This is a genomic window from Streptomyces sp. TLI_185 (assembly GCF_003814765.1).
Classification (GTDB): Bacteria; Actinomycetota; Actinomycetes; order Streptomycetales; family Streptomycetaceae; genus Streptomyces.
Window position 1 is genome coordinate 469,846 of sequence record NZ_RKRB01000001.1, and the last position, 25,032, is coordinate 494,877.

At 70.4% G+C, this 25,032-nt stretch carries 22 protein-coding genes; 12 read left to right on the top strand and 10 right to left on the bottom strand.

Translation table 11 applies throughout. The features are described 5' to 3' along the window. Positions 1–27: 27 nt before the first annotated feature. Positions 28–2,031 carry an NACHT domain-containing protein gene (locus EDD92_RS02095; protein WP_185123905.1) on the bottom strand — a complete coding sequence of 668 codons (2,004 nt, stop codon included), beginning with the start codon at positions 2,029–2,031 and terminating at the stop codon, positions 28–30. Positions 2,032–2,865: 834 nt separating this feature from the next. Between EDD92_RS02095 and EDD92_RS02100 the strand changes: the two genes are divergently transcribed. From EDD92_RS02100 to EDD92_RS02110, 3 genes are all read left to right on the top strand, one after another. Beyond that, entirely contained in the window at positions 2,866–3,795 is a 930-nt protein-coding gene (locus EDD92_RS02100; protein WP_123962609.1) for an MHYT domain-containing protein, read from the top strand. Positions 3,796–4,090: 295 nt separating this feature from the next. After that, a complete protein-coding gene (locus EDD92_RS02105) occupies positions 4,091–5,596 on the top strand; it encodes a metallophosphoesterase (RefSeq protein ID WP_123962611.1) in 1,506 nt (501 codons plus the stop codon). 99 nt (positions 5,597–5,695) lie between these two features. Then, entirely contained in the window at positions 5,696–6,739 is a 1,044-nt protein-coding gene (locus tag EDD92_RS02110; RefSeq protein WP_123970231.1) for an LLM class flavin-dependent oxidoreductase, read from the top strand. Between the two features lie 9 nt (positions 6,740–6,748). Here the strand turns inward: EDD92_RS02110 and EDD92_RS02115 are convergent, their stop codons facing one another. The 3 genes from EDD92_RS02115 to EDD92_RS02125 all read right to left on the bottom strand — a co-directional run bounded on the left by EDD92_RS02115 (position 6,749) and on the right by EDD92_RS02125 (position 10,102). Further along, on the bottom strand, positions 6,749–7,723 hold the full coding sequence (locus EDD92_RS02115; protein ID WP_123962613.1) for a TauD/TfdA family dioxygenase: 975 nt from the start codon (positions 7,721–7,723) through the stop codon (positions 6,749–6,751). A 195-nt stretch (positions 7,724–7,918) separates the two neighbouring features. Further along, on the bottom strand, positions 7,919–8,470 hold the full coding sequence (locus tag EDD92_RS02120; protein ID WP_123962615.1) for a HEAT repeat domain-containing protein: 552 nt from the start codon (positions 8,468–8,470) through the stop codon (positions 7,919–7,921). An 84-nt stretch (positions 8,471–8,554) separates the two neighbouring features. Then, positions 8,555–10,102, bottom strand: coding sequence for a GH32 C-terminal domain-containing protein (locus EDD92_RS02125; protein ID WP_123970232.1), 1,548 nt, complete (start codon positions 10,100–10,102; stop codon positions 8,555–8,557). Between the two features lie 169 nt (positions 10,103–10,271). Between EDD92_RS02125 and EDD92_RS02130 the strand changes: the two genes are divergently transcribed. From EDD92_RS02130 to EDD92_RS02145, 4 genes are read left to right on the top strand one after another with little or no spacing between them, the layout of a single operon-like run. Beyond that, positions 10,272–11,681 carry an extracellular solute-binding protein gene (locus EDD92_RS02130; protein WP_123962617.1) on the top strand — a complete coding sequence of 470 codons (1,410 nt, stop codon included), beginning with the start codon at positions 10,272–10,274 and terminating at the stop codon, positions 11,679–11,681. Next, positions 11,678–12,631 (top strand): carbohydrate ABC transporter permease, encoded by a 954-nt coding sequence (locus EDD92_RS02135; RefSeq protein ID WP_123962619.1) that lies wholly within the window; start codon positions 11,678–11,680, stop codon positions 12,629–12,631. Before EDD92_RS02130 ends, EDD92_RS02135 begins: the two co-directional genes overlap by 4 nt. 14 nt (positions 12,632–12,645) lie before the next feature. After that, positions 12,646–13,500, top strand: a complete 855-nt coding sequence (locus EDD92_RS02140; protein ID WP_123962621.1) for a carbohydrate ABC transporter permease — start codon at positions 12,646–12,648, stop codon at positions 13,498–13,500. Next, a complete protein-coding gene (locus EDD92_RS02145; protein WP_123962623.1) occupies positions 13,497–14,879 on the top strand; it encodes a glycoside hydrolase family 32 protein in 1,383 nt (460 codons plus the stop codon). The genes EDD92_RS02140 and EDD92_RS02145 overlap by 4 nt, the downstream gene beginning before the upstream one ends. On the opposite strand, the gene EDD92_RS02150 is transcribed toward EDD92_RS02145, so the two are convergent. Continuing rightward, positions 14,842–15,906, bottom strand: coding sequence for a LacI family DNA-binding transcriptional regulator (locus tag EDD92_RS02150; protein ID WP_123962625.1), 1,065 nt, complete (start codon positions 15,904–15,906; stop codon positions 14,842–14,844). The genes EDD92_RS02145 and EDD92_RS02150 overlap by 38 nt on opposite strands. Before the next feature lie 96 nt (positions 15,907–16,002). On the opposite strand from EDD92_RS02150, the gene EDD92_RS02155 reads away from it, so the two are divergent. From EDD92_RS02155 to EDD92_RS02170, 4 genes are all read left to right on the top strand, one after another. Then, complete coding sequence (locus tag EDD92_RS02155) at positions 16,003–16,833, top strand: aldo/keto reductase (RefSeq protein WP_123962627.1); 831 nt, start codon at positions 16,003–16,005, stop codon at positions 16,831–16,833. 57 nt (positions 16,834–16,890) lie between these two features. Then, complete coding sequence (locus EDD92_RS02160) at positions 16,891–17,505, top strand: DNA polymerase ligase N-terminal domain-containing protein (protein WP_123962629.1); 615 nt, start codon at positions 16,891–16,893, stop codon at positions 17,503–17,505. 6 nt (positions 17,506–17,511) lie between these two features. After that, complete coding sequence (ligD, locus tag EDD92_RS02165; RefSeq protein WP_123962631.1) at positions 17,512–18,522, top strand: non-homologous end-joining DNA ligase; 1,011 nt, start codon at positions 17,512–17,514, stop codon at positions 18,520–18,522. A gap of 128 nt (positions 18,523–18,650) precedes the next feature. Then, on the top strand, positions 18,651–19,085 hold the full coding sequence (locus EDD92_RS02170; RefSeq protein WP_123962633.1) for a cupin domain-containing protein: 435 nt from the start codon (positions 18,651–18,653) through the stop codon (positions 19,083–19,085). Here the strand turns inward: EDD92_RS02170 and EDD92_RS02175 are convergent, their stop codons facing one another. The 4 genes from EDD92_RS02175 to EDD92_RS02190 all read right to left on the bottom strand — a co-directional run bounded on the left by EDD92_RS02175 (position 19,086) and on the right by EDD92_RS02190 (position 23,183). Further along, on the bottom strand, positions 19,086–21,425 hold the full coding sequence (locus EDD92_RS02175) for a SpoIIE family protein phosphatase (RefSeq protein ID WP_123962634.1): 2,340 nt from the start codon (positions 21,423–21,425) through the stop codon (positions 19,086–19,088). Between the two features lie 77 nt (positions 21,426–21,502). Further along, positions 21,503–21,970 (bottom strand): peroxiredoxin, encoded by a 468-nt coding sequence (locus tag EDD92_RS02180; protein ID WP_123962636.1) that lies wholly within the window; start codon positions 21,968–21,970, stop codon positions 21,503–21,505. Continuing rightward, the gene (locus EDD92_RS02185) at positions 21,971–22,348 is read right to left on the bottom strand and encodes a DoxX family protein (RefSeq protein ID WP_030946497.1); all 378 of its coding nucleotides are present in this window, start codon (positions 22,346–22,348) and stop codon (positions 21,971–21,973) included. A 31-nt stretch (positions 22,349–22,379) separates the two neighbouring features. After that, on the bottom strand, positions 22,380–23,183 hold the full coding sequence (locus tag EDD92_RS02190) for a helix-turn-helix transcriptional regulator (protein WP_123962638.1): 804 nt from the start codon (positions 23,181–23,183) through the stop codon (positions 22,380–22,382). A gap of 60 nt (positions 23,184–23,243) precedes the next feature. On the opposite strand from EDD92_RS02190, the gene EDD92_RS02195 reads away from it, so the two are divergent. After that, on the top strand, positions 23,244–24,437 hold the full coding sequence (locus EDD92_RS02195) for an MFS transporter (RefSeq protein WP_185124387.1): 1,194 nt from the start codon (positions 23,244–23,246) through the stop codon (positions 24,435–24,437). Between the two features lie 13 nt (positions 24,438–24,450). On the opposite strand, the gene EDD92_RS02200 is transcribed toward EDD92_RS02195, so the two are convergent. Next, on the bottom strand, positions 24,451–24,981 hold the full coding sequence (locus EDD92_RS02200) for a MarR family winged helix-turn-helix transcriptional regulator (RefSeq protein WP_123962641.1): 531 nt from the start codon (positions 24,979–24,981) through the stop codon (positions 24,451–24,453). Positions 24,982–25,032: the final 51 nt, after the last annotated feature.

Here is a 25,032-nt window from a genome sequence, read left to right on the forward strand (position 1 = left end):
GACGGCCGGTTATCTGGCCCACAGCACCTACGCCCGGCCACCTGGCCGCCGAACTGATGAGCCACCATCCTCGACTCTGGCAAGATGCCGTTGCAGGTCGATGTGCCGAAACTGGTAAACCGCTCCAACTTGCCTCAGTACACCCCGATGCTGGTGAGCGTCGGCGAGGAATGCCATGAGGTTGCGAGGAATGCGGTGGCGTGAGGCCAAGTAAAACCTGGCTGCTGAGAATGGGCCCCAGGCCGTCCTAGTGAAGGCGATGGTCAGGCCGAGCCATAGGGCACCCGCCAGAACGGCCGCTTGGGCCACTGCGTTTGCATCGTTCAACACGAGGAGTATCGACGGACCGAGACCCGAAGAGGCTGCGACGCCGAGGGTGAGAGCCCAAAAGACGCGCCTGTCCCGCGACCAGAGCGCCACAGGGCCGACAGCCACCGCAGTGTCGGCTGAAGTCACTCCCAGCCCGAAGGCGACTGACAGGCCGAGGCCGACTGCCACAGCCGAGGCAAGGGGCAGCCCGATGGGTGCGGCCAGCAGGACGGTGGTGGCCAAAGCTGTCGCCGCCCCCGGCCAGTTCGGAGCCCACCGCAGTCCCGATGCGGGACGACGTGGTTCTTCGGCGAAAGCCAACCAGCCTGGCACCCCCAGGACTACGCCGGCGAAGACTCCGAGGGTGGGTCCCACGACCAGGGCAAAAATCCAGTTGCCGGCATCGGGATCGACGAAGAAGGTGATGGCCGTAAAAACAACGCTGAGGAATAGGCACAACGCCTGGGTGACCATCGCGGGGATGCTGCGTTGAACGGCTCGCCGCAGCCTCCACCAGGCCAGGTCAGGGGTGGCGTTATGGACGCGGTGAAGGTACCGCGCGAGGAAGACGAACGTTGTCTGGGCCTGTTGAGGCGTCCACCGGCATGGATAGCGGGGGTGGGAGCGGTAGGCAGCCATGACGAATGCGGAGAACAGGTGGCGCTCGACAGCGACACGGGTGGGAAAGCGTGTTGTGTCGCAGAGTTCTCCAGGGTTGGGCAAGCCGTGGGGACTCTCGCCAGGGCGGGGGTTGTAGATGGCCCGGGCCAGGAAGAGCATGAGCGGTGTACGCAATGCCTCGCCCACCGGAGTTGTGGTACCCAGCTGAGCAGCCACAGGGCCCCAGCGGTCGGGAGCGTATGCGCCGGCGCCGGCATCGCGCCGCAAGTACGCTGCGATGTCTTCGGCGTCCAGAGGACGTAGCTCAATGCCCGCTGCTCCAGCCAACCTGACCGGCAAGCCGGTGGGAGGGCGCAGCACGTCCCGGTATTCGCCGACTCGGCTGGACAGAACGACGGGATGCCCCATCGGAAGAGCCTCATTGATCCCACTGAGAGCTGCCGCCCGAAGGGGAGTAGGGATCTCGTCGAAGCCGTCCAGGACGGGGAGGATCAGACGGCGGCCGAGCAAAGCGCGGGCGCGATCTATCCGCCCGTATCGCGTCGGTGCGGCCTCAGCCAGGGTGGGATAGTCGGAGGCAAGCCGCTCCGCCATCCAAGCGTAGAGGTCCTGTCGTGTGGGATTCCACGTCGCCAACGGAAACAGCACTGGCACGGCGTTGGTGTGCGGACTGGCGGCGCTCGTCATCCGTCGGTGAAGCAGCCCCAACACCAGCCGTGAGAGAAGGACGGTCTTTCCCGCTCCAGGTCCTCCCAGCACCAAGAGTCGCCGAGTAGGGACCCGTTCTGCGAATACTCGCGTAATTTCCGCCCCAGAGCCTTCCAACTCTGCTGCGGAATTCGCCCACCCGTCAGGGACAGTGCCCAGATCGCCAGGCCAGTCGCCGGCAGTCGTCTGAAGCAGCGGCCAGGATTCGACCAGGTCGTCCGGGGCGGCGCTCCACTTCACTGTCATGGGATACGGATCGTTCACGCGCCGCACCTGAACCTCGGTCTCCCACTGATTCTGCACGGCCTGCGCCAGATGCTCCGCGATCTCCTCCAGTGGCTGCTCTGCAGCATGTTCCGCACCGGAGCGGAAGGTCACCCAGGACAAGAACAACGGAGCCAGCGTAGGAAGCAGTGACGCTGCAGTCGCGGCCGCCCCGAGGTGAAAACGGTGTGTGACCCACAACGCGCCGATGATCCCGCCCACTGCCAGCGCAAAGTAGACCGCACTAACTCGCCGTGTTGCGCTTGCCCATCCCCCCATGCCGCCATCATCCCGCGCCGGTCCGCGCCCAGGAAGGCAGATGGTGAACTGGGTGGATCGACTCCTTCTCCCCCCTGCGATGTGGCTGGACCAGCGGCCCGGCTCTGACCATTCGGCCACGTCGAGAGCCGAGGTGACGGCCGTTTGACAGGACTCGGCGGTTTGTCGTAGCGCCCGGCGACGGCGCCTGCACTGGGGATCGAGTGAACGCTGTCCCGCAGGCGGAGCCAGGTGGGGATCACCTTCGACTGTAGCCCGTCAGCGGCATGTGCTGCCCTGCCCGCATCGTCGCGGCCAAGGGTCCGCCTACGGGCCGGGCCTTGGCGCCCTGTGCTCCTACGGCCGATCCTTCCCCGCGGAGGCCGGGCCGCGGCATGCCACCACCGGTCGGACGAGAATCAAGCGCGATGGGGGTCGTCGCTGCGGGCGGGCCCGGTGATGTCGTACACGCGGAAGGCGCCGCACGCCACGCCGGGCTCGTGGCCGAGCTGCTCAGTCTTGGCCCGCTAGCCGCATGCACCGCGAAGCCACCGATGATTGGCCGGAACTCGCCCCTTTGCGACCGGAGTTAACCCCTGGTAGTTGAGAGTTATTCAGTTACCAATGGTAAGCCCTTGCACTTACGCGGCTCTTACCCGTAGACCTGGCTCCACAAATTGCCAGGGCTCTGGGGGGAGTTGGCAGATGCAAGGCACGATTGACGGGTTCCGCTATGGTGCGGTGACCCCGGTGGCGGCCTATCTGATGGCCTGCCTGGGAGGGGCGCTGGGACTGCGCTGCATCGTTCGGTCCCTGCTCAACGAGGAGTCCTGGAAGCCCGGTTGGCTGGCGCTCGGTGCCGCCTCGATCGGCTGTGGGATCTGGACGATGCACTTCATCGCCATGCTCGGTTTCCAGGTCGAGGAGACCGGGATCCGCTACGACACCGGGCTCACTCTGCTGAGCCTGGCCGTGTCCATCGTCGTGGTCGGCATCGGCGTGTTCATCGTCGGCTATCGGGGCGCCGGCAAGGTCACGTTAGGTGCCGCCGGCGTGGTCACCGGTCTCGGTGTGGCGGCGATGCACTACCTCGGCATGGCGGCGGTGGAGGTGAACGGGGACTTCCGGTACGACCCGCTCACCGTCGGCCTGTCCGTCGTCATCGCGATCGTCGCCGCGACCGCCGCGCTGTGGGCGGCCGTCAGCGTCCGGGGCTTCATGACGAGTCTCGGGGCCAGTCTGGTCATGGGGGTTGCGGTCTCCGGCATGCACTACACCGCCATGGCGGCTGTCAGCGTCCATGTCCACGGCGCCGGCGCCGGCAGCGGGGCGTGGACGGGCGATTCGCCCACCTCCTTACTGTTGCCCATGCTCCTGGGGCCGACCGTCTTCCTGCTGCTGGCCGGTGTGGTGGTCATGTTCGACCCGCTTCTGGTGCTGGGCGAAGGCGAGTGGAACAAGTCCGCCCCGGCGCGGCGAACCTCCGTCGCCGATCAGGTGGCAGAGCCTGCACCGCAGCACAGCATCGCCCCGTTCGGCGGACGGGTCGCCCCCGCACGGCCTCGGCAGGATCAGTACGGGACCGCCACGCCGTCCGCGCCGCAGTGGGCACCGCCGCCCAGCCGCGAGTGGTGAACTGCCGCCGGGTGCCACGGGCGGACGGGACGGCCGGCCCAGGCCGGGTGCGCCGGGCTGCACCCGCGACGGCGATTCGAGGCGCACCGAACAACCGGGATCGGAAGACCGCTGAGCAGGTCGGCCCCTTGGCGGTTTCGGCGATCGGACTGCCCTAGTTCCGCGGTGAGTTGCCGCCGGGGGAGGCCGTTCCCTGCCGTGCGCGTCCCCGATGTGCGCAGGCACGGCCGCTCCGGCGCGCCGAGCACCCGCACCCTCTTCCCGGCCGCCACTTGATCGTTGTTACGGTTCACCGGTGTCTGACTCTTCACGCGATACCGCCCACGGCGCCGGCTGGGGCACCGCAGAACGCGGCGACTACAAGCGGCTGATGCCGCAGCACGTCGAGAAGCTCTCCTGGCTCAATCCCAAGACGCTGTGGGCCGCCCGGAACGGCGTACTGGCCTCCTGGTTCGGGGACCCCACAGGCAGCACCCGCAGCAGATGGGTGGCACAGCGCCAGGCGGCCGGCGCGCCCGCCGACAAGGTGATCCGGCGCGCGGAGGCGGACCGGTTCTCCTTCATGGTCATCGGCGACACCGGCGAGGGCGACGATCCCCAGTACTCCGTCGTACCAGGGTTCCTGAAGATCAGTCAGGGCACCGACTTCGCCGTCATCGCCAGCGACGTGATCTACCCCGTCGGCAGCGCCGACGACTACGCCACCAAGTTCTTCCGCCCCTACCAGGACTACCGGGCCCCGATCTACGCGATACCCGGCAACCACGACTGGTACGAGGACCTCGGCGCCTTCATGCGCGTCTTCTGCGCGGACGCCCCGCCCCTCGCCCCCGAGCCGGCACCACGCCCCCTGAGCCGGGCCTGGATGCGCTCGCTCCTGTGGCACCGGCCACGCCCCACGGACGGTCAACACCTGGACCAGGCATGGCAGTTGCGGTCCGCGCAGGCCCAACAGGCCGTCCAGCCGGGCCCGTACTGGGCCATCGACGCCGGACCCGTGCGGATCATCGGCATCGACACCGGCCTGCTCGGCACCATCGACGCCGAACAGGGCGCCTGGCTGCGCGAGGTGTCCAAGGGCCCCCGCCCCAAGATCCTCATCACCGGATCACCCCTGTACGTCGACGGTGAACACCACCCCTGCACCATCGAGGGCGGCAACGGCACCGTCGATGACATCGTCCGCGATCCCGACCACCACTATGTGGCGGCGATCGGCGGCGACATCCACAACTACCAGCGCTACCCGGTCCAGGTGGACGGCCGCACCATCCAGTACGTCGTCTCGGGCGGCGGCGGGGCGTTCATGCACGCCACGCACACCATCCCCCGCATCGGCATCGCGGACGTCACCGAGAAGGACTTCCGCTGCTATCCGCTGCGCGGCGATTCCCTCGCCTTCTACAGCAGGCTCTACGGGCGGCGGCTGCGGCTGCGCCGCTTCTTCACCCTCACCGAGGACGAGGCGATGGCCGTGATCGCCGAGCGGCTCGGCATCCCGCCGACCCGCACCCCGGGCGGAGCGGTGCGCGTCACCCGCCGTATCCGCATCGTGGCCAGTCTGCTCGGCGCCGGCGGCCGCCCCGACCGCACCTCACGCTTCCGCCTCCCGGTGCGCAAGATCTACACGCAGTTGTTCTCGCCCGGTTCGGCGACGTACAGCCCGCCGTTCTTCAAGCAGTTCCTGCGCCTGGACGTCACCCCGGAGGCGGTCCACCTGCGCTGCTACGCGGCCACCGGCAACCGCGCGCAGGAGATCGAACCGCCCGTCGAGGACGAGGTCACCATTCCTCTGATCTGAGATGACCTGATCTTGACCCCGGCACGGGGAACAGTTCCCGCGTCCGCCTGGTTGGCACCGCCGTAATACTTGATACATCAAACAACCATGGAGGAGCCCGTGCCGCCGTCCTCTCGTCCCCTGCGCAAGCTTGGTTTCCTGACCATCGGTCTGTTCGACGAGGCGGATCCGCGCCGCGGCCACGAGTCCACTCTGGAGATCATCGAGCTGGGCGAGCGGCTCGGCTTCGACAGCGCGTGGCTGCGCCACCGGCATCTCCAGTACGGCATCTCGTCCCCGGTCGCCGTCATGGCGGCGGCCTCGCAGCGCACCAGCCGTATCGAGCTCGGCACCGCGGTCATCCCGCTCGGCTGGGAGAACCCGTTGCGGCTGGCCGAGGACCTGGCGACGGTCGACATCCTGTCCGGGGGCCGCATCAACCCGGGCGTCAGCGTCGGCCCGCCGATGCACTACGACCAGGTCAAGGAGGCGCTGTACCCGGACACGGCGGACTCCGAGGACTTCTCCTACGAGCGGGTACGGCGGCTGCTGGACTTCGTGCGCGGCAAGAGCGCCACGGACTTCAGCGGTGTCGAGGGGTTCGAAGTGTTCTCGGACCGGGTGCAGCCGCACTCCCCCGGGCTGGGCAAGCGGCTGTGGTACGGCGGCGGCAGCCTGGGTTCGGCGCGCTGGGCCGGCGCGCACGGCATGAACTTCCTCACCAGCAGTGTCGTCAAGGCGGAGAGCCCGCAGGGAGCGGACGGGAAGGCGGACCTCGACTTCGCGGAGATCCAGCTGTCCCACATCCGCGCCTTCCGCGCCCATCACCCCGACGGCGACAACGCCCGTGTCTCACAGGGTCTCGTCGTCATCCCCACCGACTCCGCCTCGTCCGAACAGCGCGCCAAATACGAGGAGTTCGCCGCCAAGCGCACCCCTCGTACGGCCTCCCCGCAGGGCCCGGCCCGACTGATGTTCGCGCCCGACATCGTCGGCAGCTCGGAAGAGATCGCCGAACGCCTCCACGCCCATGCCGCGTTCCGCGAGGTGGACGAGGTGGCGTTCGCGCTGCCGTTCACCTTCGAGCACGAGGACTATGTGCAGATCCTCACCGACATGGCCACGAGGCTCGGGCCGGCGCTCGGCTGGCGGCCCACTGCCTGAGAGTCTGCGTCACCAGCGGCCGGGTTCGGTCCCGACAACCGGCTCCGAAGGCTTGCCGTCCACGCCGACCGGAACGTCGCCCGTGAGCATCACCCGGTGCATGATCCGCGGGAAGCCGAGGTGGGCGTTGTCGCTGGGAGCGAGGTGGATGGTGGCCCGGTTGTCCCAGAAGGCCACGCTGCCCGCCTCCCAGCGGAACCGCACCGTGTACTCGGGCCGCACCGTCTGCTCCAGCAGCATGTCCAGCAGCGCCCGGCTCTCCGGACGGGAGACGTCGGTGATCTGCTCGAGGTAGTAGCCGTTGACGAACAGCACCCGCTCCCCCGTTTCCGGGTGCACCCGCACGAGCGGGTGCACGGAGGCGACCTGATGGTCCAGCAGGTGCCGAAGGTAGGCGTCGTCACCCGGCCGCGGCTGGTAGCCGACACCGAGCCGGTGTTCGGCGCGCAGCCCGTCCACGAACTCCCGTACCGGGCCGGAGAGTCCGGCGTAGGCGGCCGCCAGGTTCGACCACGTCGTGTCGCCTCCGTACGGCGGGACGGTCTCGGCGCGCAGGATGGTCGCCGCCGGCGGGTCGATGCGGGCGCCGTGGTCGCAGTGCCAGCCGCGCAGCAGGGTGTGCCGGCGGCGCTGCAGCCACTCCTCGTGCTCCATGCCGAACTTCCCGCCCAGCTCCAGCCGGTCGGCGGTGGTCTCCACCTCGGGGAAGTCCGGCGGCGAGGCGCTGCCCCGCTTGCGCAGCACGACGGGCTCGCCGAACCGGCGCGCGAACTTCACGTGCCCGGCGTGGTCCAGCCGCTGCCCGCGGAAGAACACCACCTTCCAGCGCAGCACCGCCGCCCTGATCGCGGCGACCACGGCGTCGTCCAGGTCGCCGGCCAGGTCGACGCCGGTGATCTCGGCCCCGATGTGCCCGGCGACCGGTTGCACCTCGATGCCCGCGGTCCGTTCGACACCCGTCACCCTGTCCCGCTCAATCGTCATGCGCACTCCGCTGATCGCCCGGACCGGCTCCGCTCGGCCGGTAGCCGTATCCGATCTTCGCAGGGAATGCGACAGACGTCCCGTGCCCCCGTCCCGGCTCCTCCGCCCCCGACGGGATCGCTGCCGAGACGCGGCCCGACACGCCCGGCGAAGCTGGTCCGCCCCCAACTGCCGGCCGGGGAAGCCTCCTGTGGATCAGGCCCGGAACGTACGAGCGGGCTTCGGCGCCGTCCGGCGGTGGATGGGGCCACCGGGCGCGTACCAGCCCGCCTTCTTGCGCACCGTCGGCGAGGGGTCCTCGTCGCGGGCGCGTACCAGGGCAGCGACGGCTTGCGGGTCGCTGTGCACCCACAGTCCGACGAGTTCGGCCGCCCTGGCCCTGACCTGGGGGTCCGGGTCGTCGCGCAGGATCCGGATCGCGCGCGGCTGGATCACGGCACGATCGGGGCGGCAGGCGTCCGCGTCCGGCTTGCACCGGTCGCAGGACAGGGCGTGGAGCGCCGCCACCCGCACCCGGGCGTCCGGGTCGTCGAGCATGGCGGTCAGGTCGTCCACCGCCTCGGGCACCAGCAGTTGGTCCAGCAGCCTGCAGCATTCCTCCCGCACCCGGGGAACCGGGTGCCTCAGCCCTCGGCGGATGTCGGGCACGGCCTCCGTCCCGCGCCGCAGGAGTTCACGAAAGGCGTCCGGCCGGCGTGGCTCACTGCCCAGTGCGTCGACGAGGGCGACGGTTTCGGCCGTCGGCATGTCGTCCTCCTTCCTCCCTCGTCGAGTCTGCGCGTCCGGCCGCCATGACTCCAACGGGTTTTCCGTGGTGCGGGACGGCCGTCCTCACACGCTGAACTCCCGTATGACGGTGTTGCGGAACACCGCCGTCCCGTCGATCGTGAACAGCGCAAGGCCCGTGTCGACCAGGTACGGGAACACCTCGCTGGAGTGCACGTACCGGCCGTCGTCGATGTACATCTCCACGGATGTGCGGTCCACCAGGATGCGCAGCTTCACCGTGCCTGCCGAAGGGCTGAACGGGGTGTGGCTCTCCTGCCACTTGCCGGAGGTGTCGGGGTTGACGGTGGTGCGGCGGTTGAGGAAGGCATAGTCGTTGTAGATACCGGCGTCGATATGGCGCCCGCCGTCGGGTGAGCGGCGCAACTGGAGTCCGGCGCCGGTGAGTCGGTTCCAGGTGATCTCGGTCGTGATCTCGTAGGAGATGCCCGTGTAGTCGAGCACCTTGGTACCGTCCACGGTCACGTCGCCCAGGTCCACTGTGCGGGAGACGTACGCGTCGAGGGCGGCGACGGGACGGGAGGCCAGGTAATAGGTGCCGGCGGAGTCACGCTTCAGGGTGAGTTCGCGGACGATCGAGTCGGTGCCGTTGAAGCCGTCACAGTCGATGGTGGGTGTGGTGTTCGCGTAGTCCCAGTTGTTGAGCCAGCCCATCGCGTAGCGTGCGCCGGGGTCCTGCGTGCCGTTTGCGTTCCGCTTCTCGAAGGTGACGGCGCCGTACCAGTCCCAGCCGTGGTCGAGCCATTGCGGGCCGGCGGCGTCGGCGGTGAAGACGCTGCCGTCGAAGGAACCCGTCCAGTAGGCGTACGTGTTGGGCAGCCCCGAGCCCTTGCCGTTGGCGCTGACGCCCAGCACCCACTTCACGGTGCCGTCCTCGGCGGTGATGCGGAACAGGTCGGGACACTCCAGCGTGCCGATCCCGTCCTTGATGAATCCTCCGGCGTACGTCCAGGACTTGAGGTCGGCGGAGTGGTAGAAGCCGACCTTGGTGCCCTCGGCAAGGGCCATCACCCAGCGGTCGCGGTCCTCGTCGCGGATCAGCTTGGGATCGCGGAAGTCGGTGACGCCGGGGTTGGGCAGGACCGGGTCGGTGCCGTGGTTGGTGAAGGTGCGGCCGCCGTCGGTGGAGTAGTACAGGAACTGCTCCTGGTGGTCGGTTCCGCCGCCGGGCGACAGGGTGGCGATGACGATCACCGCGTCGGCGCCGAAGCCTGCCGTGTTGTCCGTGTCCACCACCGCCGAGCCCGACCAGACGTCGCCGTTCGGGGTGGTGTCCTTCGGCACGGCGACGCCCCGGTCGGTGAAGGAGACCAGGTCGGTGGTGGTGGCCAGGCGCCAGGCCGTGCCCACGACGCCGCTGAAATAGTCGGCGTTGTAGAGGTAGTAGTAGTGGTACTCACCGTCGATCCAGACCGGGCGCTGGGGGTCGTTCTTCCAGGCGTCGGGGACCGTGAAGTGGTACGCGGCGCGGTAACTCGCGCAACTCGACCTGGTCGCCTTGGGTTTGGCGGTGGCCGGCGCTGCAGGAAGCAGCACGGCGGCTCCCCCGGCAGTGGTGACGGTCAGCAGGGCTCTGCGGGACATCCCACGCATCATGCTTCGTTCCTCTCGTCGTCGAGTGGAGAACGGCGGCTCTTGTGGTGCAGGACTGTGCGACCTAACTCGTTAAAGGTCAAGGGGTGCACGACCCTTGACAGGTCCGTGGCGGGCTTCACATCATCTGGGGCATCAACCCTGATCTAACACGAGTTAGGCATGTTGGATGACCAACCCGCACGTCACCCGCCGCACGCTGCTGCGGTACGGCGCCTACGGAGCGGGGGCCGCCGCGCTGGCAGGCACCGCCGCGAGCTGGGACCGGCTGACCGGAGCCGACATCCCCGGCCGCGACGACGGCTCCCTCGTCGTCGCCACCCTCGGCCCCGCCTACGGCCCGGAGGCCATCCGCACCCTCACCGAGGGTTTCCGGAAAGTGCACCCCGACATCAAGCTCCGCATCAACGCGGTGCAGGCCGTCGACTGGTCGGACTTCTTCGCGAAGATCCTCACCCAGATCGCGGCGGGCACCGCACCCGACCTCGTCTATGTCGCCACCGAGGGCGTGCAGCTGTTCGCCAAGAGCCTCGGGGTCGCACTGGACCACTATGTGCAGCGGGACGCGGCCGAGCTGAAGGAGTACTTCGCCGACGTCCACCCCTCGCTGGTGGAGTCGATGATGTACGAGGGGAGCCTCTACCAGCTGCCGGTCGAGTTCAACGCGGCCGACATGTATCTGAACCGGCAGGTGCTCGAGCGGGCGGGTGCGGACTTCCCGGCTCCCGACTGGACCCGCGACGACTTCACCGCGTTGCTGCGGGCCATGAAGAAGTCGAGCGGCTCGCAGTTCACGCCGTACTTCTGGACCAACCGGCTGTGGGGCGGCGTGGTGCCCTGGCTCTTCGCGGGCGGCACCAACCTGCTCACGGAATCCAAGGCACCGGGCGGTGCATGGCTGTGGGACTCCTTCTATCCGGCCGCCCAGCGGAAGGGCCGCGGCGGTGGCTTCCGATGGACGACGCCGCAGGCGACCGCCGGGCGTGTGGAGGAGGCGTACGACTATCTCGCCTCCCTGATCCAGGAGGGCCTGTGCACCCGCCCCGAGGGCGGCAACGGCCAGAACCTCGTCGGCGTGTTCTCCACCGGCCGGGTCGGCGTCACACCGGCGGGCGGCTTCTGGGCCGGCGGCCTGCACCTGGCCGGGATGCAGGCGGACGCCTTCGACGTGCAGTACTTCCCGCGCTGGCGCACCCAGCGACACCAGTTCGGCGCGGCGGGCTATGCGCTGCTGCGCACCTCCAAGAGGCAGGACGAGGCCTGGGAGTTCATCAAGTACGCCGCCCGCAGGGACACCCTGATGCGGCTGTTCGACACCAACCAGACCACGCCGGCCCGCCGCTCGATGCTGACCGCCGCACGCTACAAGGACAGCGGCCCGAAGCACTGGCAGGTCTTCTACGACACCCTCGACAAGTTCCCCGACACCGGGCCGATCCCCGCCCCGCCGCAGGTCGCCGAGGTGACCGAGGTGCTGCTCAAGCACACCGGCACCGCTCTTGCCTCCCCGCGCTCGGTGCGCCCCGCACTGCGCCGGATGCAGGGCGACCTGGAGAAGGCCATGGAGCGTGACGCATGACGAACACCCAGGTTCCCGCCGTACGGCCGCGGGCCGCCACGCCGGCCGTAGACGTCTCGCGGCCCTCACCGCTGCGCACCCGCGGCACCCGGCTGCTTGCCGCCCTCTTCCTCGCGCCCACCATCGTCGGCATCGTCGTGTTCACGGTCGTGCCGATCGTCGGCTCGGTGGTGCTGAGCCTGTTCCACTGGAACGTGATCGACTCGCCGAGCTTCGCGGGGATGGCGAACTACCGTGAGGTCTTCACCGACTCGACCGTGCGGGTGTCCTTCCTCAACACACTCGCGTTCATGGTCTTCGCGGTCGCCGCGCAGCTGCTGATCGCCCTCTCGCTGGCGCTGACCCTGAACGGGCGGATGCCGGTGTGGCTGCGCTCAGTGTTCCGCTCGGCGTTCTTCTTCCCGCTGGTGCTGTCCGCCGCGTCGATCTCCGTGGTGATGAAGTACCTGTTCAACCAGGACTTCGGGGTGGTGAACTGGCTGATCGGGCTGGTCGGGATCTCGCCGGTGCCCTGGCTGACCTCGGAGCACGCGGCACTCGCGACCGTGATCATCGTCTATGTGTGGCAGCAGTTCGGCTTCTCGTTCCTGCTGTTCATCGGCGGCCTGAACAACATCCCCAAGGAGGTCCACGAGGCCGCCTCCCTGGACGGTGCGACCGGCCTGCGCAAGCACCTGCATGTGACGCTGCCGCTGCTGTCGCCGACGCTGCTGGTGGCGACCGTGGTCGGCGTCATCAACGCCCTGCAGGTCTTCGAGCAGCCGTACGTGCTGACCAACGGCGGGCCCGGCGACTCCACCCGCACCGTCGTCATGGTCATCTACGAGACGGCGTTCGAGCAGCTGCGCTTCGGCGAGGCGTCCGCGGTGGGCGTGCTGCTGTTCGTGCTGATCATGGCGGTGACCGCCCTGCAGTTCCGGCTCAGCCGGCGTTTCGTCCACTACCAGTGAGCCGGGTGAGTCCATTGAGCCAAGCAACCGTTTCCCTGAGCCGTGCCCGGTATTCCCTCGGGCCGTGGGCGCGGATCACCGCCCTGGCGGTGTGCGCGCTGCTGACCCTCGGCCCGGTCATCTGGACCGTGTCGACCTCGCTGCGCACCCCGGCCCAGTCCTTCGACCTGCCCCCGAAGATCATCCCGACGCATCCGACTGCCGAGGCCTACCGCGGGGTGTTCGACCAGATCGACGTGTGGCTGCTCGCCCTGAACTCGACGCTGGTGACCGCACTGATCGCGGTCGGCCAGATGGTCACGGCGGGTCTTGCCGGGTACGCGTTCGCGCGCCTCGAATTCCGTTTCAAGAAACCCCTGTTCGGGCTGGTGCTGGCGACGATGATGGTGCCGCTGCAGGTGACCATCGTGCCGGTGTTCCTCGTGCTGAAGTCGATGGGCCTGACCGACACCCTGCTCGGTCTGATCATCCCGGCCTTCCCGACCGCGTTCGGCACCTTTCTGATGCGCCAGTACTTCCTGGGCATGCCCAAGGATCTGGGCGAGGCGGCCATGCTGGACGGTGCCGGACCCTGGCGGATCTTCCGCTCCGTGTACGCGCCGCTGGCCGCGCCCGGCCTCGCCATCGTCGGCGTGCTGGCCTTCAACTATCACTGGAACGAGTTCTTCCGGCCGCTGATCCTGGAGACCTCCGGTCAGAACTACACGCTGCCGCTGGGCCTGGTCTCCCTCCAGGGCAACCTGGGCACCGGCTCCATCTCGGTGGTGCTCGCCGGTGTCGTCCTCTCCATGCTCCCCGCCGTCGCCGTGTTCGTCGTCGGCCAGCGCCCTCTGCGCGAGGGCATCACGTCCGCAGGAGTCAATCGTTGAGCCACGACCCCAACGCCCCGCGCTTCAGGGTCCGACCGCCCGCACAGTGGGTCAACGACCCGAACGGGCCATTCCGTTGGCGGGACCGCTACCACCTCTTCTACCAGCACAACCCGGACGCACCGGTGCACGCGAACGTCCACTGGGGCCACGCCTCCAGCGCCGACCTCGCGCACTGGGAGCACCATCCGGTCGCGCTCGCCCCGACGCCCGGCGGCCCGGACGAGGCGGGCTGCTGGTCCGGCTGCGTGGTCGACGACGACGGAGTGCCGACCGCCGTGTACACCGGCGTCGACCGCCACCACACGGGACTGGGCACCGTCTGTCTGGCGCGGGCGGTGGTGCCGGACGACGAGACGCTGACCGACTGGAAGCCGCTGCCGACACCGGTGGTGACCGGCCCGCCCGCCGGTCTGGACGTGGTGATGTTCCGCGACCCGTTCCTGTTCCGCCACGGCGGGCGACGGTGGGCGCTGGTCGGTGCGGGTCACGCGGACGGGACCCCGTCGGTCCTGCTGTACGACTGCGACGACCTGCTCGACTGGCGTTTCGCCGGGGTCCTCCTCGACGGCAACGACCCCGTCGCGGCAGAGGTGTTGGGCGACAAGGCGGTCGGCTGGGAGTGCCCTCAGCTGTTCGCCACGGCGAGCGGGCAGTGGGTGCTCGTGCTGTCGCTGTGGGACGGCGATCCGTGTGCCACGGGTTACCTGACGGGCCGTCTGCAGCCCTACGGAGAAGACGAGTTGCACTTCGCTGCGCGGTCCGGCGGACGACTCGACCACGGACGGGACTTCTACGCGCCTGCCGTGCTCCAGGAGCCGGACCGGGCCCTGATGTGGGGCTGGTCCTGGGAGGCCCGCACGCAGATCGAGGTCGAGCGCGCCGGCTGGGCCGGGGTGCTCACCGCGCCACGCGTCGTGGACGTCCATCCGGACGGCGCGCTGCGTGTCGTACCGGCACCGGAGCTCCAACTCCTGCGCGCCGCCGAGCCGTTCGTCACCGCACCCGCACGGGTTCCGCTCCCGCCGGCGTACGACCTGACCGTCACCGCACGCGGGCGGACCACCGTGGGGCTGCTGCGGTCGGCCGCCGGCGCGCGGCTCACGGTCCGGCTGGACCCGGACGAGGGCACCGTGACACTGGACCGCGGCGACTGGCCGCGGACCCGGCCCGACGGGTCGGCGCCGATCGTGGTGCGGGCCCCCGCCCGGCAGGTCCGGGTGCTCGTCGACGGTTCGCTGTTCGAGCTGTTCGTCGACGACCGGGTCACCCTCACCGAGCGGGTCTACCTGCGCCCGGGCGATGTGCCCGAGCTGGTCGTGGCCGGGAACGCGGACGCCGTCACCGGGTGGGAACTGGTCCCACCGACGCGCGAGTGATCACCGGGCAGGCCAGGCGCCGCACGGTCGCGGGCGGCGTCCGTCCGGTGTCGATGGCGTCCAGCAGCAGCCGGGCGGCCGCCTCGCCCATCGCCCGGTGCGGCAGCGCGACCGTGGTCAGGGGCGGGGAGAGGAACGCGGCCATGTGCTCCTGGTCGTCGTAGCCCACCACCGAGAGGTCACCGGGGACGGCGATGCCAAGACGGGTCGCGGCGTGCAGGACGCCCGCCGCGACCCGGTCGTTGTAGCAGAAGACGCCGGTCGGGCGCCGGCCGGCCGAGGCGCCGTCGAGGATGCGCAGCGCGCCCTCGTACCCGCCGGAGATCTCGCCGCCGCTGCGCACCACCCACTCCTTGGGCACGGTGATCCCCTCGGCGCGCAGCGCGTCCCGGAAGCCGCGCAGCCGCTCCACCGACGCGATGTCGTCGTGGCCGCCGATCATGGCGACCCTGCGGTGGCCTTCCTCCAGCAGCAGCCGGGCGGCGGTACGGCCCCCGGCGCGCTCGGCGGGGATGACGGCTGGCAGGGAGTCGTCCTCGGGCAGGCAGTTGGCGAGGACGGAGTGGGTGCGGTGCAGGCCCTCGGGGACGCGGACCCGGCGCAGCGACATGGCGGCGTAGATGATTCCGTCCACGCGGCGGTCGAGGAGTTCGGCGACGGCGGCGTCCTCCTTGGCCCGGTCGCCGCCGGAGTCGACGGTCAGCACGAGGTGTTCGCTGCCCCAGGCAGTCTCCATGGCGCCGCGCAGCAGCCGGCCCGCGAAGGGCGAGGAGGCGATCTCGTCGGTGATCAGGCCGATCACGGCGGTACGGCGGCGGCGCAGGCCGCGGGCGACGGGATCGGGGCGGTAGCCGAGCTGGGCGGCTGCCTGGCGGATGCGTTCCTGGGTGGCGGGCGAGAGGTTGCCCTCGGCGCGGCCGTTGAACACGAAGGAGACCGCGGTGTGCGACACGCCCGCGAGCCGGGCCACGTCCCGTGACGTGGGGCGCCCGGATCCCGCCGGCTGCTTCTCCTCGGTGCCACCCATGCAGTGCGCCGCCCTCATCCCCACCTGTGCGTTTGATCAAGCCTCACCCTATCCGTGACGCTGGAGCTCCGGCACAGTCGAGGGAAAGGTCCCACCGTGGTCAGCATCCCGACGCACACGCTCAACGACGGCACGCAACTCCCCGCCATCGGCTTGGGCACCTGGCCGATGAGCGACGCAGAGGCGGAACGCGCCGTGCCCGAGGCCCTGGGCCTGGGCTACCGCCTGGTCGACACGGCCACCAACTACCGCAACGAGTCCGGAGTCGGCCTCGGCGTCGCCCGCAGCGGTGTCCCCCGCGAGGAGGTCGTGGTCACGACGAAGCTCCCGGGCCGCCATCACGGATACGAGGAGACCCTCGCCTCCTTCGAGGAGTCCCGCCGCCGGCTCGGCCTGGAGTACGTCGACCTGTACCTGATCCACTGGCCGCTGCCGCGCGTCGACAAGTACGTCGACTCGTGGCGCGCCATGGTCAAGCTCCAGGAGGACGGCCTGGTGCGCTCCATCGGCGTCTCCAACTTCACGGCCGAGCACATCGAGCGGCTGGAGAAGGAGACCGGGGTGCTGCCCTCCGTCAACCAGATCGAGCTGCATCCGTTCTTCCCGCAGGACGAGCTGCGCGCCTTCCACGCGGCCAAAGGCATCCTCACCGAGAGCTGGAGCCCGCTCGGCCGGGGCACGGACCTGCTGACCGACCCCGCCGTCACCAGTGTGGCCGACGCGCTCAAGGTGACGCCGGGGCAGGTCGTCCTGCGCTGGCACACCCAGCTGGGCGCGGTGCCCATCCCGAAGTCGTCCGACCCCGAGCGGCAGCGCGCCAATCTCGACGTCTTCGGCTTCGAGCTGGACCAGGAACAGCTGCGGGCCGTCGGCGACCGCGTCCACCGGCGCGTCGGTGGGGACCCGGAGGTGCACGAGGAGTTCTGAGCCGCCGGGCGGGTACTCGGGGGCCCACGGGGACAGGGCGCAGGGAAGGAGCCGGAGGTGTCCGAGCAGAACCGGCTGCGGGACTATCACCGCAAGCGCGACTTCGGGCGGACCGAGGAGCCTCGCGGGGGATCCGCGTCCTCGGGCGAGGAACCCCGGTTCGTCGTGCAGATCCATGACGCCAGCACCATGCATTTCGACTTCCGGCTGCAGGTCGGCGACGTGCTGAAGTCGTGGTCGATCCCGAAGGGCCCGTCCGACGATCCGCAGGACAAGCGGCTCGCCGTGCCCACGGAGGACCATCCGCTGGAGTACGAGGAGTTCGAGGGCGTGATTCCGGAGGGCGAGTACGGCGGCGGCACCGTGATCGTGTGGGACCACGGCAGCTATGAACCGCTGAGCCACGACCGCAAGGGCAGGCCCGTCGGCTTCGAGGAGTCGCTGGAGCACGGGCATGCCCGCTTCCGGCTCAAGGGGTCGAAGCTGCACGGCGAGTATGCGCTCACGCGGTTCCGCGGCGGCAAGGACGGTGCCGGCGGGGAGGCGTGGCTGCTGGTCAAGGCCGGCGGCGGGAAGTCCCACGGGCACGGGACGCCGGATCCGCGGCGGGCCCGCTCGGTCAGCAGTGGCCGTACGCTCGCCCAGGTCGCGGCGGCTGCCGGAGAGCAGTGACCCGCGGTGCCCGGCATCCTGGACTCGCTTCCCGACGATCAGCGCAAGCTGCTGCACAAGGCGCGCCCGGGTGCGGAACTCGCCGCCCGTCCGATGCTCGCCACACTCAGTGACCGCCGGGACTTCGACAGCGGGTGGATCTTCGAACGCAAGCTGGACGGCGTACGCCTGCTGGCGGTGCGGGACGGCGAGCGGGTCACGCTGCTGTCGCGGACGGGGCGTCGCCTGAACGACACGTACCCGGAGATCGTGGCGGCGCTGGCCGCCCAGTCCTGCACGGAGTTCACCGTGGACGGGGAGGTCGTCGCGTTCAAACGGGGCCGCACCGACTTCTCCCGGCTCCAGCAGCGCATGGGCCTGACGCGCCGAGCGGACATCGCGGCGAGCGGTGTCGCGGTGACGTACTACGTGTTCGACCTGCTCGGGGTGGAGGGAGCGGACCTCACCCGGCTGCCGCTCAGGACCCGGAAGTCCCTGTTGCGCCGCACCCTGGCCTACCGCTCTCCGCTGCGGCTGACCTCCCACCGCAACGAAGGCGGCGCCGACCTGCTGGCCACCTCCTGCGCCCGCGGCTGGGAAGGCCTGATCGCCAAGCGGGCCGACGGTGACTACCAGCCGCGCCGGTCCACGGACTGGCTGAAGCTCAAGTGCTCCCAGGGGCAGGAGTTCGTCGTCGGAGGGTTCACCGAACCGGCGGGCAGTCGGGTCGGCCTGGGGGCGTTGCTCCTCGGCTACCAGGAGCACGGGAAGCTGCGGTACGCGGGCAAGGTCGGCACCGGCTTCGACCGCGCCACGCTGCTCTCGCTGCGGGAGCGGCTCGACGAACTGCGCACCGCCGACCCGCCGTTCGACGGCCGGGTGCGTGAGGCGGGCGCCAGGTGGGTGCGGCCGGCGCTGGTCGCGCAGATCGACTTCACCGAGTGGACGCGGGACGGAATGCTGCGGCATCCGCGGTTCCTGGGTCTTCGGGACGACAAGAAGCCGGAGGACGTCGTGCGGGAGCGTCCGGCCGCCTGAGAGGGGGCCCGGAGCAACGTGAGGCATTCCAAGGCGGATTGGGTCGTTCCGGCCCCAACAGGCCGCCCGGGCCTCTATGTTCACGGCGGTACTCGATCTTCGTCCCTCGTCCCGGGAGGCCTTTCCGCATGCGCAACGCGCTCCGTACCGCCGTCGTCGGCGCTGTCGTCGCCGGCACCGTCCTGACCTGCGGCACCGCCGGCGCCACTCCTCCCGGACCGGGAGTGACCGCCAAGCTGATCAGCACCACCACCATCGGGAACACCGACTACGTCATCCGGGAGATCACCGTCCCGCCCGGGCAGGCCACCGGCTGGCACTACCACGACGGCCCGGTCTACGGCTTCGTCCAGCAGGGCACGCTCAGCCACTACCACTCGGACTGTGCCGAGGACGGCGTGTATCCGAAGGGGACCACGGTGCGCGAGCCGGGCGGGCCGAGCGACGTCCACCTCGGACGCAACGAGGGCGACACCCCGCTGGTCCTCGACGTGCTGTACATCCTTCCGCACGGCTCGCCGTATTCGGAGGACGTGCCCAACCCGGGCTGCTCCTTCCAGTGATCAGACCGGGGGCAGCGTCTGTTCGGCCCAGATGGTCTTCCCGCGGCCCGTCTGGCGGCTGCCCCAGCGCTGGGTGAGCTGGGCGACCAGCAGCAGTCCGCGGCCGCCCTCGTCGAAGGCGTGGGCCCGGCGCAGATGCGGTGAGGTGGAACTGCCGTCGGAGACCTCGCAGATGAGGCTGCGGTCGCGGATCAGCCGCAGCTGCACGGGAGGCGCACCGTACCGGATCGCGTTGGTGACCAGTTCGCTGACGACCAGTTCGGTGACGAAGGCGGCCTCGTCCAGTCCCCAGGCGGTCAGCTGCTCGGTGGCCGCCTGCCGGGCCGCGGCCACGCGTTCCGGATCGGGGGTGATGTTCCAGGTGGCGACCTGGTCCTCGCCCAGCGCCCGGGTGCGGGCCACCAGCAGGGCCACGTCGTCACTGGGCTCCTCCGGCAGCACGGCCTTGAGGACCGTGTCGCACAGCGTGTCGAGGGTGTCGGCGCGGGCGGTCAGTGCGCGGCACAGTTCGGCCTGCGCGTGGTCGACGTCGCGGTCGCGGTCCTCGATCAGGCCGTCCGTGTACAGGGCGACGACGGAGCCCTCGGGCAGTTCCAGCTCCGTCGACTCGAAGGGCAGGCCGCCTACGCCGAGCGGGGGCCCGGCGGTCATGGGGACGAGGCTCGCGGTGCCGTCGGGCAGCAGCAGGGCGGGCGGTGGATGGCCGGCTGCGGCGAGGTCGAGGCGGCGCGAGACGGGGTCGTAGACGGCGTAGAGGCAGGTGGCGCCGAGCTCCGCGACCTCGTCGCCGGTGTCGTCCGACGCCAGGTGGGTGACGAGGTCGTCGAGGTGGGTGAGGAGTTCGTCCGGCGGCAGGTCCACGTCCGCGAGGGTGCGTACGGCGGTGCAGAGGCGTCCCATGGTCGCCGAGGAAGGGATGCCGTGTCCGACGACGTCGCCGACGACCAGAGCGACGCGGCTGCCGGAGAGCGGGATCACGTCGAACCAGTCGCCCCCGATGCCGACCAGTGAATCGGAGGGCAGATAGCGGTGGGCCACCTCGACCGCCGCCTGCCCGGGCAGCCCTCTGGGCAGCAGGCTGTGCTGCAGGGCCAGTGCGGTGGTGCGTTCGCGGCAGAAGCGGCGGGCGTTGTCGATGCAGACGGCGGCGCGGCTGGCGAGTTCCTCGGCGAGGACGGCGTCGTCGCCGCCGTACCCGTCCGGATTGGCGATGCGGACGGCGACCGCGACGCCCAGAGTGGTGCCGCGGGCCCGCAGCGGTACCGCGAGCATCGAGTGCACACCTGTGCGGTGGGGGCGGCCCGCGGGGGCTCGCGCGTTGCGCTCGGCGACCCAGCGCATGAATTCCGGCTCGCCCGCGTGGCTGAGGACGGCCCGCCCGGTGCTCAGTGCTTTCGCGGGCGGCGAGAACGACGGGTAGAAGTCGGTGTCGCCCACGTGCACGGCGGCTTCGGGCGTGCCCTCGGTGACCGAGCCGTGAGCGACGCGGTGCAGCACGATGTCTCTCTCCGGCAACGCGGGATGCTCATCGGCGCCGAGGACCCAGTCGAGGAGGTCGACGCTGGCGAAGTCGGCGTAGCGGGGCACCATCAGTTCGATGAGCTCCTCGGCGGTGCGCACCACGTCCAGTGTCGTGCCGATGGAGGCCGCCGCCTCGTTCAGCAGCGCCAGACGCTCCCGGGCCCAGTACTGCTCGGTGCTGTCGAAGGCCGCGATGCCGGTTCCGATGACATTGCCGTCGGCGTCCCGGACCGGCCACATCTCGGTGGTCCAGGCGTGCTCCCGGTTCGAGGACGGTGCGTGCGCGTAGCTCTCGTATCGGACCGGCCTGCCCGTCTCGATGACCTGCTCCAGATGCCGCAGAAATCCCCGGTTGTACCCGACGTCCTGAACGGTGTCCATGAAGTACCGGCCGACCAGGGTCTCGGCGGGCACCCCCATCACCTGGCAGGAAGCGTCATTGAGCCGCAGATAGCGCTGGTCGGCGTCGAACACGGACAACGACATGGAGGCCTGCTGGAAGGCCTGCCCCGCAAGCGTCGGCTCCGGCCTGCCGGGCTGCTCGGCGGTCACCACGTATCGGTCGGGTGAGTCGTCCCCGCCGGACAGGGCGCATGCACGGAGGGCGAGAGGCACCGAGGAGCCGTCACGGTGCCGGAGGACGACGGTGCCGGTCATGGCAGCCACGGCGCCGGGCGACGGGCCCTCGGCGAGCAGGTCCCGTACCGCGCGGCCCACGGCCTCCTCGGCCGGGTATCCCGTCAGCCTCCGGGCACCTTCGCTCCACCCGGTCACGATGCCCCGGGCATCGACGATCGCCGCAGCGGGGGCGTGCTCCATAGAGTTCAGGATGGTTCTTTTGTCGCACCGCTTCAACCGAAACGGAGAGCCGGGCGGGCCCTCCGTTTCGGTTGCCGTCACTTCTTTCGGTCGCGCAGGGCCGCGAGGGCCCGGTCGGCGTGGGTGTTCATCCGCAGCTCGCTGCGGACGATCTCCAGGACGGTGCGGTCCTCCGCTATGACGAAAGTGACCCGCTTGGTGGGGGCCAGGGTGAAGCCGCGCTTGACGCCGAACCGCTCGCGGATGGTGCCGTCCGCGTCGGACAGCAGCGGCATGCCGAGGTTGTGGCGGCCGGTGAACTCCTGCTGTTTCTCGACGGAGTCGCCGCTGATGCCCACGGGCCGGGCGCCGGCGGCCGCGAACTCGGCCGCCAGGTCACGGAAGTGGCAGGCCTCCGCGGTGCAGCCCGCGGTGAGGGCGGCGGGATAGAAGAACAGCACGATCGGTCCGTCGGCGAGCAGCTCGGACAGGGCGCGGCTGGTGCCGGTCTCGTCCGGCAGCTCGAAGTCGTCGATCTTGTCGCCGACGTTCACACGCTCGCTCACCTACCGGCCCTCCCCGTTCTTCGCAACGCTGCGGGCCCACAGCACGAGGGGCAGCTGCAGCGGCAGCCGTCCGATGGCCGCGGCCTTCTGCGGGGTGGGGCGGTGCCGCCAGTCGACGGCCATCTTCACGTTGGCGGGGAACACGCCGACGAAGAACGCGGCGGCGGCGAGGGCCGCGGGCTTGCGGGTGCGGGGCAGTGCGATGCCCGCTGCAAGGGCCAGTTCGGCGGCGCCGCTGGCGTACGTCCATGTCCTGGGCCTGCCCGGCAGGGCCTGCGGGATGGTCTCGTCGAACTGGCGCGGCGAGGCGAAGTGGGCGACACCCGCGGCGGCCAGCAGGCCGGCGAGCAGCAGGGGCGAGCGTTCGGACCGTGGCACGGTTCCTCCTCTGATGACCTGCTGCCGGATGTTACCCGAGGGTAGAGGGGGTGGTTCGGGCGGCCGGGTCCGGTCCGGAAGTCGGGCCCGGCGTGCGGCGGTTGTGGGTTCCCGGTGTGTAGCCGAAGGAGCGGCGGAAGACGTCGATGAAGGCGCTGGTGGAGGACCAGCCGCAGTGGTGGGCGACGGTTGTGACGGGTGTGCCGTCGGCCAGCATGCGCAGGGCGTGGTAGAGGCGGGACTGGGTGCGCCACTGCGGGAACGTCATGCCGAACTCGCGGCGGAAGAGGCGGCTGAGGGTGCGCTCGCCGGCCCCGGCGGCGGCGCCGAGGGCGGCGAGGGTGCGCCGGTCGGCGGGGTTGGTGTGGACGATCGCGCAGACGGCGGCCAGGCGGGGGTCGGTGGGGGTGGGCAGGCGCATCGGCTGCTGGGGCGAGGCGCGCAGCTGGTCGCGCAGGACGGCGAGCAGACGGCGGCGTTCGGCGGTGTCGTCGTCGGGGTCGCGGGTGTAGGCGAGGATCAGTTCGCGCAGCAGCGGGCTGACGGCGAGGACGGTCGGGGCGTCCAGGCCGAGGGGGTTGTCGTCGGCGGGCAGGCCCACCAGATGCAGTTCGAGGTGGCCATGGGCCCTGTGGGCGTGGACGGTGCCGGCCGGGACCCAGAGGGCGCGGGTGCCCGGGGCGAACCAGGTACCGGCGTCGGTGGTGACGGCGAGGACACCGGAGCCGGCGTAGACGATCTGGTGCTCGTCGTGCCGGTGTGCGTCGATGCGCTCTCCGGCGGCCAGGCTCCGGGCGCGTGTGCGCGCCTTCGGCGAGTGGCGGATGTTCGACACAAGTAGGCAGATTATCGAAAGCGGGCCGGGTACCGCCGCCGGGACGATCGCAGGGTGACCATGCCTCGCAACCGTCCCATCGCCCTGCTCTCCCTCGGGCACGCCTGTGTCGACGTGTACCAGGGGGCGGTGGCGGCGCTCGTGCCGTTCTTCGTCTCCGAGCGTGCCTACAGCTATGCCGCCGCCTCGGGCGTCGTCCTGGCCGCCTCTTTGCTGTCGTCGGTGGTGCAGCCGTTGTTCGGAGTGCTCACCGACCGGTGGCCGATGCCGTGGCTGCTGCCGGTCAGCGCGCTGACCGGGGGTGCCGGTGTGGCCCTGTGCGGGGTCGGCGACTCGTACGCGCTGACGCTCGCGGCGGTCGCCGTGTCCGGGGTCGGTGTCGCCGCCTACCACCCGGAGGCCGCCCGGGCGGCCCGCGCCGCCGCGGGTGGCAGCAACACGGCGATGGGCTGGTTCTCCCTCGGCGGCAATCTCGGCTTCGCGGCCGCACCGCTGCTTGTCGCGGCCGTCGTCGCCACCTCGGGCCTGAGCGCTTCTCCCCTGCTGGTCGTTCCGGCGGTGGTGGGAGCGGCGCTGTGCGCGGCCGCGGTGCGCTCATCGGGAAACGGCGGCGCGGTCGCCCGTGCGACCGGATCCACCGGCAGCGACGACTGGGCCTCGTTCCTGCGGCTGTCCGGTGCGATCGTGTGCCGCTCGATCGTCTTCGTCGGGCTCAGTGCCTTCGTCTCGCTCTACGTCCGCCAGCGGGCGGGGGGCGGGGAGGCGGCCGGAACGGTGGCGCTGTTCGTGCTGTACGGGGGCGGTGCGCTGGGCACGGTGGCCGGGGGCCGGCTCGCCGACCGGTTCGGGCGGGTCGCGGTGGTGCGCCGGTCGTACGCCCTGACCGTCCTGGCCGTCGCAGGCGTGATCCTGGTACCCGGCCCTGCGGTCTACCTGTTCGTGGCGCTCACCTCGGCCGGACTGTACGTCCCCTTCGCGCTGCACATCACGCTCGGCCAGGACTTCCTGCCGCGGCGGCCGGGCACGGCGAGCGGGGTCACCCTGGGGCTGACGGTGAGCGTCGGCGGGCTCGCCGCCCCTGTCCTGGGGGCGCTTGCCGACGTCTCCTCATTGCGGGCCGCCCTGGTCCCGCTGATCGTGCTGCCCGCCCTGGGGCGGCTCCTGCTGTGCGGTCTGCGGGAGCCCGCCGCGGCGGTGGAGTCGGCGGCCGGGCGGCGGCCCCCTCGCGGACGCTTCCGCGAGACCTCGGCGTGAGGCCGCCGTCGGATCAGGCGGTACCCGCCGACGCGGTCGTCTGCTCCTGCGCCTCCACCTCGACGGCGGCGGCGAGGAAGTCGTCGACCATGCGGTGGAAGAGGGTGGCCAGCTGCCGCAGTTCCTCCGGCTCCCAGTGGGACAGGGCCACCTGCATGCCCCGCGAACCGGCGTCACGGATGCGGTCGATGGCCTGCTGTCCGGCCTCGGTCAGCTCGATGCGCTGGGCGCGTCGGTCGTCGGGGTCCGGGACGCGGGTGACGTAGCCGGACTTCTGCAGTTGCTGCACGGTGCGGGTGACGTGGGACGCCTCCACTCCCAGCCGGGCGGCCAGCTCCCCCGGGCGCAGCGGCTCCGAATCGGCGACCTGCCGCAGCAGCGCCACGGCCGCCCGGTCCAGCGGTACACCGGCCAGGGCCATCAGCCGGTCGTGCTGCCGGGCGCGCGTGCTCAGATAGGTGATGCGGGTGAGCGCACGCTCGATCTCGATCACTTCGTCCGAGGCGGGGGTGTCGGGGATCTCGGGGAGCCGTGGAGTGGACATGCGATCAACTTTACCATCTTGTTGCGTAACTCAAGTAATCCACTGCGGGCG

What these genes read in the sequence shown, in the direction of transcription:
- EDD92_RS02100 (WP_123962609.1), top strand. Translation starts at nt 2,866, where the DNA reads ATGCAAGGCACGATTGACGGGTTCCGCTATGGTGCGGTGACCCCGGTG.
- EDD92_RS02115 (WP_123962613.1), bottom strand. Translation starts at nt 7,723, where the DNA reads ATGACGATTGAGCGGGACAGGGTGACGGGTGTCGAACGGACCGCGGGC.
- EDD92_RS02120 (WP_123962615.1), bottom strand. Translation starts at nt 8,470, where the DNA reads ATGCCGACGGCCGAAACCGTCGCCCTCGTCGACGCACTGGGCAGTGAG.
- EDD92_RS02125 (WP_123970232.1), bottom strand. Translation starts at nt 10,102, where the DNA reads ATGCGTGGGATGTCCCGCAGAGCCCTGCTGACCGTCACCACTGCCGGG.
- EDD92_RS02130 (WP_123962617.1), top strand. Translation starts at nt 10,272, where the DNA reads ATGACCAACCCGCACGTCACCCGCCGCACGCTGCTGCGGTACGGCGCC.
- EDD92_RS02135 (WP_123962619.1), top strand. Translation starts at nt 11,678, where the DNA reads ATGACGAACACCCAGGTTCCCGCCGTACGGCCGCGGGCCGCCACGCCG.
- EDD92_RS02150 (WP_123962625.1), bottom strand. Translation starts at nt 15,906, where the DNA reads ATGGGTGGCACCGAGGAGAAGCAGCCGGCGGGATCCGGGCGCCCCACG.
- EDD92_RS02170 (WP_123962633.1), top strand. Translation starts at nt 18,651, where the DNA reads ATGCGCAACGCGCTCCGTACCGCCGTCGTCGGCGCTGTCGTCGCCGGC.
- EDD92_RS02175 (WP_123962634.1), bottom strand. Translation starts at nt 21,425, where the DNA reads ATGGAGCACGCCCCCGCTGCGGCGATCGTCGATGCCCGGGGCATCGTG.
- EDD92_RS02195 (WP_185124387.1), top strand. Translation starts at nt 23,244, where the DNA reads ATGCCTCGCAACCGTCCCATCGCCCTGCTCTCCCTCGGGCACGCCTGT.
- EDD92_RS02200 (WP_123962641.1), bottom strand. Translation starts at nt 24,981, where the DNA reads ATGTCCACTCCACGGCTCCCCGAGATCCCCGACACCCCCGCCTCGGAC.